This window comes from Fischerella thermalis PCC 7521 (genome assembly GCF_000317225.1).
GTDB classification, from domain to species: domain Bacteria; phylum Cyanobacteriota; class Cyanobacteriia; order Cyanobacteriales; family Nostocaceae; genus Fischerella; species Fischerella thermalis.
In genome coordinates this window covers 1-20,137 of record NZ_AJLL01000096.1, presented here as the reverse complement: position 1 = coordinate 20,137, position 20,137 = coordinate 1, and the positions used below count along the sequence as shown (strand labels likewise).

Annotated in this window: 5 protein-coding genes; all 5 read left to right on the top strand. The window is 43.6% G+C overall.

The window, feature by feature from the left end:
• Positions 1 to 62 precede the first annotated feature (62 nt).
• Entirely contained in the window at positions 63 to 5,582 is a 5,520-nt protein-coding gene (locus UYK_RS0120055; RefSeq protein WP_009456266.1) for a non-ribosomal peptide synthetase, read from the top strand.
• Positions 5,583 to 5,710: 128 nt separating this feature from the next.
• A complete protein-coding gene (locus UYK_RS0120050) occupies positions 5,711 to 10,348 on the top strand; it encodes a type I polyketide synthase (protein WP_026086529.1) in 4,638 nt (1,545 codons plus the stop codon).
• A gap of 311 nt (positions 10,349 to 10,659) precedes the next feature.
• Entirely contained in the window at positions 10,660 to 10,818 is a 159-nt protein-coding gene (locus tag UYK_RS26890) for a hypothetical protein (RefSeq protein ID WP_009456263.1), read from the top strand.
• Between the two features lie 6 nt (positions 10,819 to 10,824).
• Positions 10,825 to 15,657 carry a non-ribosomal peptide synthetase gene (locus UYK_RS0120040; protein ID WP_009456261.1) on the top strand — a complete coding sequence of 1,611 codons (4,833 nt, stop codon included), beginning with the start codon at positions 10,825 to 10,827 and terminating at the stop codon, positions 15,655 to 15,657.
• A gap of 1 nt (position 15,658) precedes the next feature.
• A partial coding sequence (locus UYK_RS0120035) for an amino acid adenylation domain-containing protein (protein ID WP_423752157.1) occupies positions 15,659 to 20,137 on the top strand: 4,479 nt, incomplete at its 3' end.

The following is a 20,137-nucleotide window of genomic DNA, read 5'->3' as shown; positions in this document are numbered from 1 at the left end:
AATCCCCGTACATTCAATCTTGGGGGAGAGTCAAGTGCATCTAACTGCCTCGAGGAATTAAGATGGCTCAACAAACCAAAAGCTCCAAAGAAATTTCCCATAACTGTTCTACGGTTGTTGACGTTTTGCGCTTGAGAAGCTCTACACAGCCCACGCGTCGCGCCTTTACCTTCTTGGAGGATGGAGAGAGCCAAGAAGCGACACTGACTTATCAACAGTTGGATAAGCGCTCTCGTGCGATCGCATCTCAACTCCAAGCTTTGAATTTAAAAGGGGAACGTGCCCTACTACTCTATCCACCAGGGCTAGATTACTTGAGTGCTTTTTTTGGTTGTCTATATGCTGGAGTTGTAGCGGTTCCAGCTTATCCGCCTCAAAATAAACGCAAAGCACTCAGAATCCAGGCTATCAGCACAGATGCACAGGCTCGCATCGCTCTCACTACAACAGCGATGCTCCCCACATTACAATCCATACTTGCACAGCAAACAAACCTGGAAAATATACGCTGGCTCGTTACCGACAACCTAGCAGAGGGTCTGGAAGATTCTTGGCAACAGCCTGATATCAATGCGGATACCATAGCCTTTCTCCAATACACCTCAGGTTCTACGGGGATACCAAAGGGAGTCATGCTCAGTCATAGCAACCTATTGCACAACGCCGCCGCCACTTACCAATTCATGGGACATTCACCCAACAGTAAATTTGTCTCCTGGCTACCCGTATACCATGACATGGGACTGATTGGTGGTATTTTGCAACCTTTATATGGCGGTTTTAGTTGCATCTTGATGTCGCCAGCATCTTTTTTGCAACGACCCTTCCGCTGGTTGCAAGCTATTTCCAGATATAAAGGGACAACAAGTGGCGCTCCTAACTTTGCCTATGAATATTGTATTCACAAAATTACTCCAGAACAGCGCTCTTGTCTTGATCTCAGCAGTTGGAGTGTAGCGTTTAATGGCGCTGAACCTGTGCGACAGGATACCCTAGAGCAATTTGCACTCACCTTCGCCGAGTGTGGGTTCCGTCGAGAAGCCTTCTACCCTTGTTACGGCATGGCTGAAGCAACTCTGATGGTTTCTGGTGGCAGCAAGACAGCCTTACCGATTGTGAAAAAAGTCCAGAAATCTGCACTTGCAAACAATCAAGTCATTGAAGTTAGCGCTCAGACACAAGATAAAGATATCCAAACCTTTGTCAGTTGTGGTAAGATAATTCCTCAACAACAAATTGTGATTGCCAATCCTGAAACATTAACACGCTCTTCACCAAATCAAGTGGGAGAAATTTGGGTATCAGGGCCAAGTGTGGGTCAAGGTTATTGGCATCGGCAAGAGGAAACAGAGCGAACCTTTCGTGCCTATCTCAAAGATACAGGAGAAGGGCCGTTTTTGCGGACTGGGGATTTAGGCTTTCTAGACAATGGAGAACTCTTCATTACTGGGAGAGCAAAAGATTTAATCATCATTCGAGGTCGCAATCTTTATCCCCAAGATATTGAATTAACCACAGAACGCAGCCATCCATCATTGCGATCAAGTAGTACAGCTGCTTTTTCAGTTGAGGTCAATGATCAAGAACAGCTGGTCATCGTCCAAGAATTGGAATTTCGCGCCAAACCGGATATCAATGAAGCCACCACTGCTATTCGTCAAGCAGTGACTGAAGAACATGAAGTACAAGTTCATGCAGTAGTTTTGATTAAACCAGGTACTATTCCTAAAACTTCCAGTGGTAAAATTCAACGTCGTGCCACCAAAGTAGCTTTTCTGGCAGGCGAACTGGATGTGGTCGGCAGTAGTATCAGTAATAATACTGCTTATTTAGGTAAAGAAAACCACTTACAACGACAAACCCTCTTAGCGCTGACTCCAGAAGAGTCTCAACCACTTTTAGAATCTTATCTCAGAGAACAGGTAGCGCGTGTCCTTAGTGTCGCACCACAGGAAATTAACCCACAACAGCCATTAAGCAGCTTGGGACTCGATTCTTTGAGAGTATTTGAGTTAAAAAACCAGATTGAGGCTGACCTAGAAGTTACTGTATCTGTAGCAGACTTCTTTGAAGGGTTGAATACGCGATCGCTCTCCACTAAGATACTTACTCAATTAGCAACAACAACTTCCATCCCATCTATATCTGTTACCCAAGTCCAGAAAACTACATCTGTTCACCCTTTATCTTTCTCTCAGCAGGGATTATGGTTTATCCATCAGTTCGTTCCTGATTCGCCTGCATACAATATTCCCATATTGATTAACTGCAAAGGTAAGATTAACGAGGCAGTAGTCGCCCAAAGCTTAAATGAAATCATCAGACGTCACGCAGTTTTGCGAACAAACTTTGTGGTCGTGGATGGACAACCTCTGCAAGTGATTCAGCCAGCTACTAAATTAACCTTGCTCACAGAGGATTTACAGCAAGTTACACTCAACCAACGGGCTGAACAAGTACGACGTCTAGCTAGTGAATTTGCTCAGCAACCATTCGACTTGTCCAGTCAACCACTTTTGCGTGCCAAACTACTACGCTTAGACCAACAAGAATACACATTGCTCCTCACCCTGCACCACATCATAGCCGATGGCTGGTCAATCGGCATTCTCATTCAAGAATTGGCAGCGCTGTATGCAGCATTTTCTCGTGGAGAACCCTCACCACTGCCGGAACTACCTATTCAGTACATAGATTTTGCCTATTGGCAGAGGCAATGGTTGCAAAGCGATCGCATCCAAACCCTGTTGACATACTGGAAACAGCAGCTGGGTGGCAAACTACCTGTCTTGAATTTACCTACAGACCGTCCGCGATCGCCGATCCAAACCTTCAAAGGCGCTCAAGCAAGACTAACTCTGTCCCCAACCCTGACAGCAGAACTGAAAAAACTAGGTCATAGCGAAGGCGTGACCCTGTTTATGACAATGCTTACGGCTTTCAAAATCTTACTTTATCGCTATACAGGACAGACTGATATTTTGGTAGGTTCTCCGATCGCCAATCGTAACCAAACAGAGGTAAAATCATTAATTGGATATTTTGTCAATGTTTTGGTGCTACGTACAGACCTAGCCAACCAACCCAGTTTTAGAGAATTGCTCTCCCAGGTAAAATCAACAGCCCTAGAAGCTTATATTCATCAAGACTTGCCTTTTGAGAAGTTAGTCGAGGAACTACACCTAGATAGAGACCTCAGCTACAATCCCCTCTTCCAAGTCATGTTTGTTCTCCAGAATGTGCCAATACCGAGTCCCAAGTTATCAGATATATCCATAACTTGTCAGGAAGGCGAAAACGGCACAGCAAAGTTCGACCTGACTCTATTTGTAGCAGACACAGAACATGGATTGCTGATCACTGCTGAATACAACACTGATTTGTTTAATGCCGATACCATCCATCGGCTGCTAGGTCATTTCCAGACATTGCTCACAGGGGTTGTCAAAAATCCCGATCAGTGCATTGCAGATTTACCTCTACTCACAGCACCTGAAAAACAACAACTTCTAGTTGACTGGAATAATACCAAAACCGACTATCCGCAAAATCTGTGCGTTCATCATTTGTTTGAGGAGCAGGTAGAACAAACACCCGATGCGATCGCTGTTGTCTTTAACAAAGAAACATTCGCCTACCGGGAATTAAATCAAAGAGCCAATCAAATTGCTCATAGCTTACAGCAGTTGGGTGTACAACCAGATGTAATCGTTGGTATTTGCATGGAGCGATCGCCAGAAATGGTGATTGGCATCTTAGCCATCCTCAAAGCGGGTGGTGCTTATTTACCCCTAGATACCGCCTATCCTCAAGAGCGTTTGGCATTGATGTTGGCAGATGCTGGTGTAAAAGTGTTACTCACTCAACAACATTTAGTCAAAAAACTACCGCCACACCAAGCGCAAGTTATATGCCTAGACACAGATAGTGAAACTTTTGCTGCTCACAGCCAAGAAAATCTAGTGGGTGAAGTTAAACCAGAAAATCTCGCCTATGTCATCTATACCTCTGGTTCTACAGGCATACCCAAGGGAGTAATGAATACTCATCTGGGTTTATGCAATCGTTTGTTGTGGATGCAAGATGCTTATCAATTAACACCAGCAGATAGAGTTTTACAGAAAACCCCTTTTAGCTTTGATGTCTCTGTATGGGAATTCTTCTGGCCTTTGTTGACAGGCGCAATCCTAGTTTTAGCCAAACCCGAAGGTCATAAAGATGCTGGCTATCTAGTCGAACTGATTGCTCAGGAGCAAATTACCACACTGCATTTTGTTCCCTCAATGCTGCAAGTATTCTTAGAAGCACCAGGATTAGAGAAATGTCAGAGTCTCAAACGTGTCATTTGTAGTGGAGAAGCTTTACCTTTTGACCTACAAGAACGCTTCTTTGAGTCTTTGGATGCAGAATTATACAATCTTTATGGGCCCACCGAAGCCGCCATTGATGTCACTGCCTGGCGCTGTCAACGAGGTAGCAACGAGAAAATAGTTCCTATCGGTCGACCGATTGCCAATACCCAGATATACATATTAGATAGACATCTTCAACCTGTCCCTATCGGAGTTCCGGGTGAATTGCATATTGGTGGTGTGGGATTGGCAAGAGGCTATCTAAATAGACCTGAATTGACAGAAGAAAAGTTCATTCCCAACCCCTTGACCCATTTTGAATTACCGATTCTAGATTATAAATTGGGGGATTGTAGTAAAAATCCAGAAGATTGCGATCGCACACAATTTAGTAATCCAAAATCCGTCTTGGAAAGTTCTGAAGTTTCCTCCGGGACGCTGCGCGTCAACAGACTTTCCGCAAAATCTCAAAATCTAAAATTTAATCGCCTTTACAAGACAGGAGATTTAGCACGTTACCGTCCTGATGGAAACATCGAATTCCTGGGGAGAATTGACCACCAAGTGAAAATTCGCGGCTTCCGCATCGAACTAGGAGAAATTGAAGCAGTCCTGGGACAACACCCACAGGTACGGGAGGTAGTTGTGATCGCCACAGAGGATAGACTCAGTGAACGCCGTTTAGTTGCCTATGTGGTTCCCAATCAAGATCATGCACCTTCTATTGATGAATTACGCGATCGCCTCCGAGAAAAGCTGCCTGAATATATGGTTCCCTCTGCTTTTGTGATGTTAGATGCATTACCACTTACACCCAACGGCAAAGTAGATCGCCGCGCCTTACCTGCTCCCGATAGCTTGCGCCCCGAGTTAGCATCTACATATCAACCTCCCCAGTCCCAGATAGAACAAGAAATAGCTAAAGTTTGGCAAACAGTACTGCATCTAGAAAAAGTAGGCGTCAACGATAACTTCTTTGACCTTGGCGGTAACTCATTGTTGATGGTTCAGGTTACTAATAAACTGCAAGCTGTTTTTCAACGGAATTTATCAGTTGTAGCAATGTTTCAACATCCAACGATAAGTTCCTTGACCCAATATTTAAGCCAGCAGCCAGAGGATGTACCTGCTTTTGGGTCAATGCGCGATCGCGCGCAAAAACAAATGGAAGTGCTAAATCAACGAAAAAATTTCTGGATAAAACAAAATAAAAAAACTCGTAATCAGTGAAAATATAGCACTTCTCATTTAGATGAAATACAGCTTTATCCGTGTACCCTACGGGAAGCCGCCCTTACGGGCGTCTACATCTGTGTTCCATGAGTGTTCGCTTTTTTCTGAACAAAGCAGGAAAGACAATGGAAGAAATTGCAATTATTGGTATATCAGGACGCTTCCCTGGAGCCAAAAATATTGAAAAATTTTGGCAAAATTTGCGCTCAGGAGTAGAATCAATTTCTCTGTTTACAGATGAAGAGTTAATCGCTGCTGGAATCGAACCTGGATTATTAAATAACTCTAATTATGTGAAAGCAGGTGCAATATTAGAAGATATAGATTTATTTGATGCTGCTTTTTTTGGTTTTAACCCTAAAGAAGCAGAAATCACCGACCCACAACACCGCCTGTTTTTAGAATGTGCATGGGAAGCACTAGAAAACGCTGGCTATGATTCTCAAAGGTGTGAAAGTCGGATTGGTGTTTATGCTGGTGCTAGTTTAAATAACTATTTATCATTTAATATAAATCGCGATCAAATCGGGTCAGCGAATAGTTTTCAAAAGTTGATTGGTAACGATAAAGATTTTCTGACTACCCGTGTTTCTTATAAATTAAATTTATCTGGCCCGAGTGTCACAATTCAAACAGCTTGTTCTACTTCCCTAGTAGCAATAACTCTGGCTTGCCAAAGCTTATTAAACTACCAATGCGACATGACATTGGCAGGTGGAGTTTCAATTAGAGTGCCACAAAAAACAGGTTATTTGTATCAAGAAGGAGGAATTTTATCGCCAGATGGCCACTGTCGTGCCTTTGATGCCAAAGCACAGGGAACAATTATTGGCAATGGTGTAGGAGTGGTAGTTTTAAAACGTCTTGCAGATGCGATCGCAGATGGGGATCACATATATGCAGTAATTAAAGCAGCAGCTATCAACAACGATGGTTATAGTAAAATTGGCTACACTGCACCCAGCGTCAACGGTCAAGCAGAAGTCATAGCAGAAGCGCTGGCTTTGGCGGGAGTAGAACCGGAAAGCATCAGCTATATTGAAGCGCACGGCACAGGCACTAATTTGGGTGATCCGATTGAAATAAATGCCCTGACCAATGTTTTTCGCGACTATACTGACAAAAAAGGCTTCTGTGCCATAGGTTCTGTCAAAACGAATATCGGTCATTTAGATGCTGCCGCCGGAGTGGCAGGGGTCATCAAAACCGCCCTGGCTCTCCAGCATAAATTGATACCACCGAGCCTGAATTTTCAGCAGCCCAATCCTGAGATTGATTTTGCCAACAGTCCTTTTTATGTCAATACAAAACCCACGCAATGGCAAGCTGAAAAAACTCCCCGTCGTGCAGGTGTCAGTTCCTTAGGAATTGGTGGCACTAATGCCCATGTAATTCTGGAAGAAGCACCAGTTGCAGAGACGTGCCATGGCACGTCTCTGCAATCTCGTCCTTGGCAATTACTACTACTATCTGCCAAAACAGAATCTGCCCTGGAAAATGCGACTCAAAATCTCGCTCACCATCTGAGTGAACATCCGCAAGAAAACTTGGCAAATGTAGCTTATACCTTGCAAGTGGGGCGCAGAGAATTTGACTATCGTCGCATCTTGGTATGCCAGGATATTGCAGATGCTGTCACTACATTAAATAGGCACGATGTACAAAGAGTTTTAACCCACTTCCAAGAACCGGTAGAACGTCCCATCGCCTTCATGTTCCCGGGACAAGGCGCTCAGTATGTGGAAATGGGTAAAGAACTTTACCAGACTGAGGTGATATTCCGTGAACATCTGGATCGTTGCTGCTTAATGCTCAAACCTCTCTTAGGGTTTGATTTGCGTTCCCTATTCTATCCTCATGAAAATCAGGCGCAAGCAGCAGAAAAACTCAAACAAACCAGTATCGCTCAAAGTGCATTGTTTGTAATTGAGTATGCGCTGGCTCAGTTGTGGATGTCCTGGGGAATTTCTCCCAGCGCCATGATTGGCCATAGTATCGGCGAATATGTCGCGGCTTGCCTTGCTGGTGTGATGTCTCTGGAAGAAGCTTTAACTTTGGTTGCGATGCGGGGACGACTGATGCAGCAACTACCAACAGGTGCAATGCTCTCTGTTGCACTCCCAGAAGAGGAAGTCAAAACCTTACTTCATCAAGAGTTATCCTTAGCTGCTAGCAACGCCCCCCATTTGTGTGTAGTTTCGGGAAGTCATGACGCCGTCAACACCTTTGAGGCACAACTGCAAGCCAAAGGCGTAGAATGTCGCCGCCTGCATACTTCCCACCCCTTCCATTCCCAGATGATGGAACCGATCTTGGAATCATTCATTACTGAAGTTAAAAAGGTAAAACTCTATCCTCCCAAGATACCTTTTATCTCCAATGTCACAGGAACTTGGATCACCCCAGAAGAAGCCACAGATCCTAATTATTGGGCAAAACATTTACGCTTTCCTGTGCGCTTTAGTGCGGGAATATCTCAATTACTGCAACAACCAAATCGGATTCTCCTAGAAGTCGGACCAGGACGTACTTTGTGTACACTGGCTAAACAGCATTCCCACCAAGCAATAGGACAGGTGGTTTTGCCAAGCTTACGCCACCCCCAGGACAAACAATCGGATGTTGCTTTTATACTCAACATCTTAGGTAGACTCTGGTTAGCAGGAGTTACTATCAATTGGTCTGGTTTTTATGCTCACGAACAACGTCAGCGCGTACCATTACCAACTTACCCCTTTGAGCGTCAGCGTTACTGGATTGAACCCCAATTAACAGCAGAAAAATCTGGGCAAGCGGAAAGTAAACTTGGTAAAAAACCCAATATAGCTGACTGGTTTTATGTTCCTTCCTGGAAACAAATTCCTCTAGTCAAAACTGGAGAGAAAAGGTCTACTTGTTATCTGGTTTTTGTTGATGAATGCACCATAGGTTCGCAAATTGTTCAACATTTGCAACAAACAGGACAAGATGCGATCGCAGTCTTAGTAGGTGCGGAATTTAGCCAAGTTAACCACAACACTTACACAATCAATCCTACTCAAAAAGATGATTACTATACTTTGCTCCAAACTATTCATCAACAAGGTAAAATACCAGAAACAATCATTCATTTTTGGAGCCTCACTCATTTAATTCATCAGTCACTAGAAACAATTCAAAATCATGGTTTCTGGAGTTTAATTTATCTAGCGCAAGCTTTAGGACAGCAAAATATTAGTGACTCAAAAATTCAACTTTTCGTTGTGAGTAATCATCTCTATGATGTCACTGGTAATGAGGAATTATTGCCTGCAAAAGCCACTATTTTAGGACCTTGTAAAGTCATACCCCAAGAATATCCAGGCATTAAATGCCGTCAAATAGATGTAGTCTTACCTACTTCCAGAATCGACAATCTTGTACAAGAATTACTCGCAGAAATCACAGCAGAATCCAACGAATCTATCATCGCCTACCGAAATCATCATCGTTGGGTACAAGTATTTGAACCGATAACTTTAGAAAAACCTACCAGCCGCAAAACACGATTACGGCAAAAAGGAGTATATTTAATCACTGGTGGCACAGGGGGTATAGGCTTAGAAATTGCCAAGTATCTTGCCCAGACAGTACAAGCTAAACTTATCCTCATTGGACGTTCTCAATTACCAGCAAAAGAGCATTGGCAACAATGGCTAGCTACTCATGATACATCTGATCATACTCACCACAAAATTCAAAAATTGCAGGAATTAGAGACACTAGGGGCTGAAGTTTTAATATTGCCTGCCGATGTCACTAATTATGAACAAATGCAAAGTGCAGTTGCTCAATCTCTAGAAAATTTTGGGGAAATTCATGGCGTCATTCATGCAGCTGGAGTCGCAGGCAGTGGTATAGTTCAACTGAAAACTTTAGAGATTGTGAATAGTGTTTTTGCTCCCAAATTACAGGGAACATTAGTGCTAAATGAAGTCCTCCAAGACATCAATCTAGATTTCTTGGTACTTTGTTCTTCTCTAAGTTCAATTTATGGAGGATTTGGACAAGTAGATTATTGCGCAGCCAATGCATTTTTAGATAAATTTGCTCACTTTAATACATCCAAAAATGGTAAACTGACATTAGCAATCAACTGGGATACATGGCAAGAAGTGGGAATGGCAGTCAATACTGCTGTTCCTGAAGAACTTAAGAAATGGCGCTCTGAAACTCTCAAAAATGGACTATTGCCAACAGAAGCAGTAGAAGCATTTGAACGGATTTTAGCAAATCCGCTTCCTCAAATTTTAGTTTCCACACAAGAATTACAATTAGTCATTGATCAATTTAATCAATTTCTTTCATCAAGTTTTCTCAACTCTAAATCAGAGAATTTCACTCACTTATCCGGCACAAGACATGCACGCACTCTCCAAGAAACTACTTATGTTGCTCCTCGTAACGAAATTGAGCAAAGTATTGCCAATATTTGGGAAGAACTGATAGGTATTGACAAAGTAGGAATTTATGACAAATTCTTTGAATTAGGCGGACACTCTTTACTAGCTGTGCAAACAATTTCTCGCTTACGTGAAACATTTCAAGTGGACCTACCCCTGCGCACTCTTTTATTTGAAGCCCCCACTGTAGCTGAACTAGCTATTGTCATAGCAGAAAAACAACCAAAGGCAGAAGAATTGAAGGAGATAGAACAGCTATTAGCAGAGGTAGAAAATCTTTCACTGGATGAAATTAAACAACAACTTGCTCAAGAATCACAAGCTAATGGTTTGTGTCATTAATTTTGATAAGTTACATAGTTTAATGAATTACATTTTAATCCCTCAGAACTAATGCAACAGATCACTAGACTCTCACGGGCAATTAATTGCCAACAACGAGGAGATGAAGAATATAACGAACACAGATGCACACAGATTTAGACGCGCCCAAGCGCGGCTTCGGTGCAGGGTACACAGATGGATTATGGGTTTGCTCCTAATTTGATCTGCGATCGCTATTTTCAAAACAGCTAATTACACTAGGTTATGGTACAAACCTTGCTATAAAAATTCTTACCCCTATCGCAACCTGTCGTGAAACTATTGAATATATGCAATCAATTGGTGTTGATGAAATTGCGTGTTTGATTGATTTTGGCTTGGATTTCGATTCTGTGATGACAAGCCTATATAAGTTGCAAAAACTAACAGAAGAGTATCAAGCTAAAAATACTGTTAAACATAAATCAGCACTCAACTTATTTGGGTGATTTATCATGAGTGATATTAGTAAAAGAATTGCAAATCTTCCTCCAGAAAAACGGGCACTGTTAGAACTGCGTCTGAAACAAAAAGAATTGAGCATAAAAAAATTAACATCTATTTCTAAAAGAAAATCTTCTGATGTTTTATTATTATCTTTAGTTCAGGAACGGTTATGGTTGCTCTATCAATTACAACCAGATATTCCTTTATTTAATGATTCCATTCTAATTCATGTTACAGGTAAGCTTGACAGTATAGCTTTAGAAAAAAGTTTAAACGAAATTATTAAACGACATGAAATACTCCGCACCACTTTTAAAATTGTAGACACTCAACCAATTCAAATTATTGCTCCGACCATAACATTAAAACTGCTTATTTTAGATTTGCAAGAGTTGTCAAAACCTGAACAAGAAGAATTAGTCAAACAAATTATTACCGAACAATCTAGTAAAACCTTTGATCTGACTCAAGAACTTCTATTACGGTGCAAACTTATCAGATTAAAACAGCAAGAACATATCATCCTTTTAACCATGCATCACATTATCTGTGATGGCTTATCTCGACAAATCTTTTATCGAGAATTAGGAACACTTTACCAAGCCTTTTGTGATGGCACTGCCCCAGCTTTGCCAGAATTGCCTATCCAGTATGCAGATTTCGCTCTTTGGCAGCGGCAATCTTTGGATGACGAAACGTACAAGTCTCAGTTAGTTTATTGGCAGCAAAAACTGGAAAACTTACCTCCGGTTTTCGCCTTACCAACAGACAATCCACGTCCGGCGGTTCAAAGCTTGCGAGGTGCGCGCCAAACTCTCATCCTTCCTCAATCATTGACAGAGGCACTGAAGTCCTTAAGTCAAAAGGAAGGCGTGACTTTGTTCATGGTGTTACTTGCGGCGTTTAAGACTTTGCTCTATCGCTACACAGGACAAACAGACCTGGTAGTTGGTACTCCCATTGCCAATCGCAACCAAATTGAAACCGAAAATTTACTAGGTTGTTTTATTAACACTTTGGTTTTGCGAACTAATCTTTCTAACAACCCTAGTTTTCGAGAACTATTAGCACGGGTACGGGAAACCACCTTGGCAGCTTATGCTCATCAAGACTTACCGTTTGAGCAACTGGTGAAAGAACTGCAACCAGAACGGACATTGAGTCATAACCCTCTGTTCCAGACGATGTTCGTTTTCCAGGATTCGCCACTCCAAGCCCTAGAATTGCCTGGTCTGAAATTGACTCCCTCAATTGTAGACAGTGGATTTGCTGAGTTTGACTTGACTTTGTTCTTAGAAGATACAAAGCTGGGACTAATGGGAGCCTTAGAGTACAGCACCGACTTGTTTAGGGCAGACACCATTAACCGGATGATCGGGCATTGGCAAACTTTGCTGGCAGGGATTGTTTCTCACCCCGATGAGAATATCTCAAAATTACCTTTACTGACTAAGTTTGAGGAAAATCAGCTGCTTGTAGATTGGAATCAAACAACAACAGACTATGCCAAAGACCAGTGCATTCATCAACTGTTTGAAGCCCAGGTGGAAAGAACACCAAATGCAGTGGCGGTGGTGTTTGCAGATCAGCAGTTGACTTACCGAGAACTCAACGAGAAAGCCAACCAACTGGCCCATTATTTGCAAAAGTTGGGAGTGCAACCAGAAGTGCCAGTGGGGATTTGTGTTGAGCGTTCCTTAGAGATGGCGATCGCAATCTTAGCCATCTTAAAAGCGGGTGGCGCTTATGTGCCCATAGACCCAAACTATCCCCAGGAGCGTGTAGCCTACATCTTGGCGAATTCCCAAGCGCTTGTACTTCTAACTCAGGAAAAATTAATCAAAGAACTGCCTGAGCATCAAACATGTGTTGTCTGTTTGGATACAGACTGGCAAGCCATCTCGCAGGAGAGCCGGAGCAATCCCTTTAGTATTACTGAAAGCGAAAATTTAGCTTATGTGATTTACACTTCTGGTTCTACAGGTACACCCAAAGGTGTATTAATTACACATAAATCTTTAGTTAATTTTACGGAAGCTGCTGTGGTTGAATATGGACTGACAGAGGGCGATCGCGTGCTTCAGTTTGCCTCCATTAGTTTTGATGCCGCAGCAGAAGAAATTTATCCCTGCCTAACGTGCGGTGGAACTTTAGTTCTACGTACTGATGAGATGCTCAGTGATGGGCAGACATTTCTGCAAAAGTGCCAGGATTTAAAGCTGACGGTATTAGATTTGCCGACTGCCTACTGGCAACAGCTCATGTCTGATATCGCCACAGCACATTTACGGCTACCCGACTCACTCCGGCTAGTAATTATTGGGGGAGAGCAAGCGCAGGGAAAACAAGTAGAAATTTGGCAAAATTGTGTAGGCGATCGCCAAGAACTGATCAACACCTACGGCCCCACAGAGGCGACTGTTGTCGCAACGACATACAAATTACCGTTAGCACCCACAGACAACCCGTCACTCAAGATACCGATTGGACGCCCGATTCCCAATGCTCAAACCTACGTATTAGATAAATATTTGCAACCAGTTCCCATTGGTGTTGTTGGTGAACTATATATTAGTGGTGTTGGTATTGCTAGGGGATACCTCAACCGTCCAGATTTGACCGCCGATAAATTCATTCCCCACCCCTTCAGCAATCAGCTAGGAGCGCGATTATACAAAACAGGGGATTTAGTACGCTATCGTCAAGACGGCAACATCGAATTCCTGGGGCGGATTGACAATCAGGTGAAAGTTAGGGGATTCCGCATCGAGTTAGGAGAAATTGAGTCGGTGCTGAGTCAACATCCCGCCGTGCGAGAAGTGGTGCTTTTAGCACGAGAAGAAAAAGCGGGAAATAAACGCTTAGTAGCTTATATAGTTCCTAACAAACAAAGCAGAGGGCAAGAGGATTTGATAGCGGGTAGCGATCGCTTCCAGTCGGAAATTCCTAAGCAAGAAGCACAAGACTTAGATAATAGTAATATTCATCACTCAGCACTCAGCCATGACCTGCGTAACTTCGTCAAAGAAAAGTTACCAGAATACATGATTCCTGCTGCCTTCGTATTCCTGGAAGTTATGCCTTTAACCCCCAACGGTAAGGTAAATCTGCAAGCACTACCAGCACCAGAACAGCAAACTCCAGAAATAGCATCAGCTTTCATCGCTCCTGAAACTACAGTCGAAAAACAGTTAGCTACGATTTGGGCGCAGGTACTAGGTAGAGAAAAGGTAGGTATCAAAGACAACTTTTTTGCATTAGGTGGAGACTCCATCCTCAGTCTTCAGGTCGTTTCTAAAGCTCGAGAAGCCGGACTAAAATTAACACCAAAGCAGATTTTTCAATACCAGACGATCGCGGAATTAGTAGCAGTAGTCAGTACAACTGAGACCATCATTGCCGTCGAACAAGGAATTGTCACCGGAACAGTACCTTTGACGCCCATTCAGCACTGGTTCTTTGCCCAAAATCTCCGTTTTCCTCACCACTATAATCAAGCAGTTCTGCTCGAACCAAAGCAACCACTGGATATTACTTGCTTAGAGAAAGCAGTGCAAGGGTTACTCCAGCACCACGATGCACTTCGCTTGCGTTTTGTCAAGGGGGAATCTGGTTGGCAGCAGGTGAATGCTGATGTTGATGGCGTAGTTCCGTTGGTGCAGCGAGATTTTTCAGCTTTGCCGGAAACTCAACAAAAACAAGTAATTGCAGACGCTGCCAACGAACTTCAAGCCAGCCTCAATTTATCTGAAGGGCCATTGCTTCGGGTTGCCTTATTCCACCTGGGCTGCAATCAACAGCGTCTACTGATTGTGATCCATCACTTAGCGGTTGATGGGGTGTCGTGGCGCATCCTGTTGGAGGATTTGCAGAGGAGTTATGAGCAAATCTGTTGTAGCCAAAGAATTCAATTGGCTTCTAAAACGACTTCCTTCAAACAGTGGGCTGAACAACTACAAGCCTATGCCCAAGCAGACGCATTCAAGCAAGAACTCAATTACTGGCAACAAGAACTGCAACAACCCATTGCTTCCCTACCCGTGGACTTTCCAGGGGGAGAGAATACAATGGCTAAAGCTCAAATTGTCTCTGTAGCTTTGAGTCCAGAAGAAACTCAAGCTTTGTTACAAGAGGTTCCCCAAGCCTACAACACTCAAATCAATGATGTGTTACTGACAGCTTTGGCACAGACCTTTGCCCAATGGCAGGGGATGGATTGTTTGTTAGTAGATTTAGAAGCCCATGGCCGGGAAGCGTTTTCAGAATCGATAGATTTATCCCGGACTGTGGGTTGGTTTACTGCCGTTTTTCCTGTAGTGTTGAAAGTAAGTCCCAATAGTCATCCTGGAGAAGCTTTAAAAACAGTTAAAGAACAACTGCGCCGCATTCCTAATCAGGGAGTGGGCTATGGGATATTGCGCTACCTCAGAGGTGATGAAGTTGCCCAAGTACTGCAAGCATTACCTCAAGCTGAGGTGGCTTTTAACTATCTGGGTCAGTTTGACCAGAGTTTGTCTTCATCCTCTCTATTTCAGTTCGCCCCAGAATCAAGTGGTCGCGTTTACAGTCCACAGGAAACCCTGCCATACCTTTTGGAAATTAACGGAATGGTGAGTGCAGGTCAATTGCGCTTGGAATGGAGTTTTAGTCAACAGATATATCAAAGTGCAACAGTGGAAAAATTGGCTGTTGGTTATATAGATGCATTGCGCTCACTAATTACTCACTGTCAATCTCCCGATGCAGGTGGCTTTACTCCTTCCGATTTTGCCGAATTTCAGCAAAGCCAATGGAATCAAGCCGATCTGGATGCAATTACCGCAGTCATTAGAGGAATGTAATATGGGCATGAAAAATATTGCAGATTTTTATCCCCTCTCGCCCATGCAACAGGGCATCCTCTTCCACTGTCTTGCAGATCCCAAATCAGGAGTATATTTTGACCAATTTAGCTGCATCATAGAAGGTAATCTCAATATTGCAGCCTTCCATCGTGCTTGGCACCAGGTCGTAAATCGACACTCAATTTTACGCACCTGTTTCCTGTGGGAAGGCTTAAAAGAACCTGTGCAAGTAGTGCATCGTCAGGTAACACTACCTTTTGTGCATCAGGACTGGCGGCATTTGTCATCAGTTGCACAGCAGGAACAAATTGAGGCTTTTTTGTCAAGCGATCGCTGCCAAGGCTTTAATCTGACAGTTGCACCTCTGATGCGTTTGGTGCTGATTCAACTTACCGACTATTCTTATCATTTTATTTGGAGCAGTCATCACCTGCTGTTAGATGGTTGGTCTGTTCCTTTAATTTTCCAAGAAGTTCTGGCCTTTTACAAAACTTTCGCTCAAGGCCAAACTCTGTTCCTCCCATCTCCACGTCCTTACCGGGATTACATCGTCTGGTTACAGCAGCAAAATCTTTCCGAAGCTGAAACATTTTGGCGGCAGACTCTCAAAGGTTTTACTGCTCCCACAAAGATAGGGGAAAACCAGAATAATCAGCAAACATCTACTGATAACTACAAAGAACAACAACTGCGGCTACAAGCATCAACCACAGCCGCACTACAATCACTAGCACAAAAACATCAGCTAACACTCAACACTCTCGTGCAGGGAGCTTGGGCTTTACTCCTGAACCGCTATAGTGGGGAAGCAGACGTATTATTTGGGGTAACAGTCTCAGGTCGTCCGGCGGCCCTGCCAAAAGCCGAATCAATGGTGGGGTTATTTATCAACACGCTACCATTCCGAGTCAAAGTTGATCCCGAAGCTTTCCTCTTACCTTGGCTAAAGCAAGTTCAAGTCCAACAAGTTGAGACACGGCAGTACGAATATAGCCCACTCGTAGAAATTCAGGGTTGGAGTGAAGTTAACAGAGGTTTGCCTCTGTTTGAGAGTATTCTCGTTTTTGAGAATTATCCTGTAGATATTTCTTTATCAGAACCAGGTTTAGACCTGGCAATTAAGAATTTTCGTAGTATTGAACAGACTAACTATCCCCTGACACTAAGTGTGATCCCGGGTAAAGAGCTGTTGCTTACCATTGCCTACAATGAAGGTGAGCGCTTTGCTGCTGCCACTATCGACCGTATGCTAGGACATCTGGCAACCTTGCTCAACACGATGGTTGCCAATCCTCAACAGCGCCTGAAAGAATTATCACTTTTAACAGCAGCTGAAAAACAGCAGCTATTGGTGGAGTGGAATAGCACTAAGAGTGACTATCCCCAAGACCTATGCATCCATCAGTTGTTTGAAGCCCAGGTGGAACGCACCCCTGATGCTGTAGCCGTAGTTTTTGCAGACCAGCAATTAACTTATCGGGAACTCAACTGCCGTGCCAACCAATTGGCCCATGAATTGCAAAAATTGGGAGTGGGACCAGAGGTATTAGTGGGGGTTTGTGTTGAGCGATCGCTAGAGACGGTAATTGCTATCCTAGCAATTCTCAAAGCAGGCGGAGCATATATACCCCTAGATCCATCCTATCCACCACAAAGGTTAGCTTTGATGTTGGAGGATGCCAAGCCTTTGGTACTGCTTACCCAGGCAGGACTAGTCGCCGAACTCCCACCACACACAGCTAAAGTTGTACTTATTGATAATAATAATTTCAGTAATATTCCTGTTACATTACATAATCCTATCAGTGGGACTAAACCTGAAAACCTAGCCTATGTAATTTATACATCAGGCTCTACAGGTAGAGCAAAAGGCGTAACAATTCAGCACAGCAGCCTCGTCAATGCTTATTTTGCTTGGGAAGAAACTTACCACCTACACACAGACGTCACCTGTCATCTGCAAATGGCAAGTTTCTCCTTTGATGTTTTTTCTGGAGATTTAGTTCGTGCTGTCTGTTCGGGTGGCAAACTGGTTTTATGCCCCCGCGACCTACTGCTATCTCCTCAAGACCTATACAATCTCATGGTCAAAGAAAAAGTTGACTGTGCCGAATTTGTACCAGCAGTTTTGCGAAACTTGATGCAGTACCTAGAGGAAAGTCAACAGCAACTTGACTTTATGCGGCTGCTGATTTGTGGTTCTGATGTTTGGTACACAAAAGAATATCAAAAATTTCGTAACTTTTGCGGTTCCCACACCCGCTTAATTAACTCTTTTGGTTTGACCGAAGCCACAATTGACAGTTCCTGGTTTGAAACCACAACTCAGGAGTTAGTTAACGACCAATTAGTACCAATTGGTCGCCCATTTGCTAACACCGAGTTGTACATTTTCGACTCTAACTTGCAGCCAGTACCGATAGGAGTTCCTGGAGAACTGTATATAGGTGGTTATAGTCTAGCTAGAGGTTATTTGCATCGTCCTGATTTGACTTGTGAAAAATTCATTCCCCATCCCTACAGTAACGAACCGGGAGTGCGTTTATACAAGACTGGGGACTTAGCTCGTTATTTACCTAGTGGTGATATAGAGTACATAGGTCGCATTGACCACCAGGTGAAACTTCGGGGTTTCCGCATTGAACTAGGAGAAATTGAAGCAGTCATCAGCCAACACCCAGCAATATCGGCGAGTGTGGTTATTGTTCGGGAGGATGACACTGCAAATAAAACTTTAGTAGCCTATATAACTCTTCACCCAGACCAGACACTGACAATTCCCGAACTGCGCCGCTTTTTGGAGGCAAAACTACCAAACTACATGCTGCCAACAGCTTTTGTCATCCTAGAAGCGCTACCCTTGACACCCAATGGCAAGATAGACCGCCGGTCGCTACCAGCACCAGACCCAACACAACTAATATCTGAGTCTAATCTTGTAGCTCCTTCCACACCAGTTGAAGAAATGCTAGCTGGAATCTGGACAGAAGTGCTTAGCATTCAAAAAGTGGGGATTCACGACAACTTCTTTGATTTGGGGGGACATTCCCTGCTCGCAACTCGCGTTATTTCGCAACTGCGCCAAGTATTTAAGGTGGAACTACCCTTGCGTTGCTTGTTTAACCAGCCAACAGTCGCGGGGCTAGCCAAAGAAATTGAAAAAGCTACCAAAGCAGACTTAGGATTAGAAATACCGCCTATTCAACGTATTTCCCGGACGGCAGATTTACCCCTGTCCTTTGCCCAACAACGACTCTGGTTCCTGGCTCAGTTAGAGCCTGACAGTCCTTTTTACAACATTATCGATACCGTACATTTACAGGGTCAGCTAAATCTAGCAGCACTAGAGCAGAGTTTTAATGAAATTCTACGCCGTCACGAAGCCCTGCGAACTAATTTTAAGACCGTCGAAGGGCAACCCGTAGCATTTATCTCATCAGTAACATCGCAGCTATTAACAGTCATTGACCTGGCGGAATTACCTGCTGCTCAACGAGAAACTAAAGTCAAAGAACTAGCACTTGCAGAGGCGCAACAGCCCTTTAACCTGGAGACTGATACTCTGTTGCGAGTGAAATTACTCAGCCTTAGTGAACAGGAATATGTGATCCTGTTGACCATGCACCACATCGTTTCTGACGGTTGGTCAACAAGCGTGCTAGTGCATGAATTGGCAACACTTTATCAAGCTTTTTGTCACGGGCAACCTTCCCCGTTACCGGAATTACCGATTCAGTACATAGACTTTGCCGCTTGGCAGAAGCAGTGGCTCACAGGAGAAGTACTGGAATCCCAGCTTGCTTACTGGCGTCAGCAGTTGCATGGTGCGCCAGCTGTTCTAGAGTTACCTACTGATCACCCACGACCTGCTGTTCAGTCCTTCCGAGGTGCTACCCATTCTTTCCGGCTATCTCCAGAGCAAACTCTTGCGTTGAAAACTTTGAGACAGCAAGAAGGAAGCACCTTATTTATGACCTTGCTGGCAGCCTTCAAGACGCTGCTGTATCGCTACACGGGAAACAATGATATTGTAATTGGTTCTCCCATTGCCAATCGTAACCACAGGGAGATAGAAGGGTTAATCGGTTTTTTTGTCAATACCCTAGTGCTGCGAACCGATTTATCTGGCAACCCTAGCTTTCGAGAGTTGCTACGTCGGGTGCGGGAAGTAGCTTTAGGAGCTTATGCCCACCAAGATGTGCCTTTTGAAAAATTAGTAGAAAAATTGCAGCCCCAGCGCAACTTAAGTCACACACCTCTATTTCAAGTGATGTTTGTACTTCAGAATGCACACAGTTTAGAGATAGAGTTACCGAGTTTGACCTTGAGTACCTTAGAAAGTGATAGTGGCACTGCCAAGTTTGATTTGACACTGTACATGGCAGAAACAGCCTCTGGCATGATTGGCAGCGTGGAGTATAACACTGACTTATTTGAGCCGCAAACTATACAACGGCTGGCAGAGCATTTCCAGAGA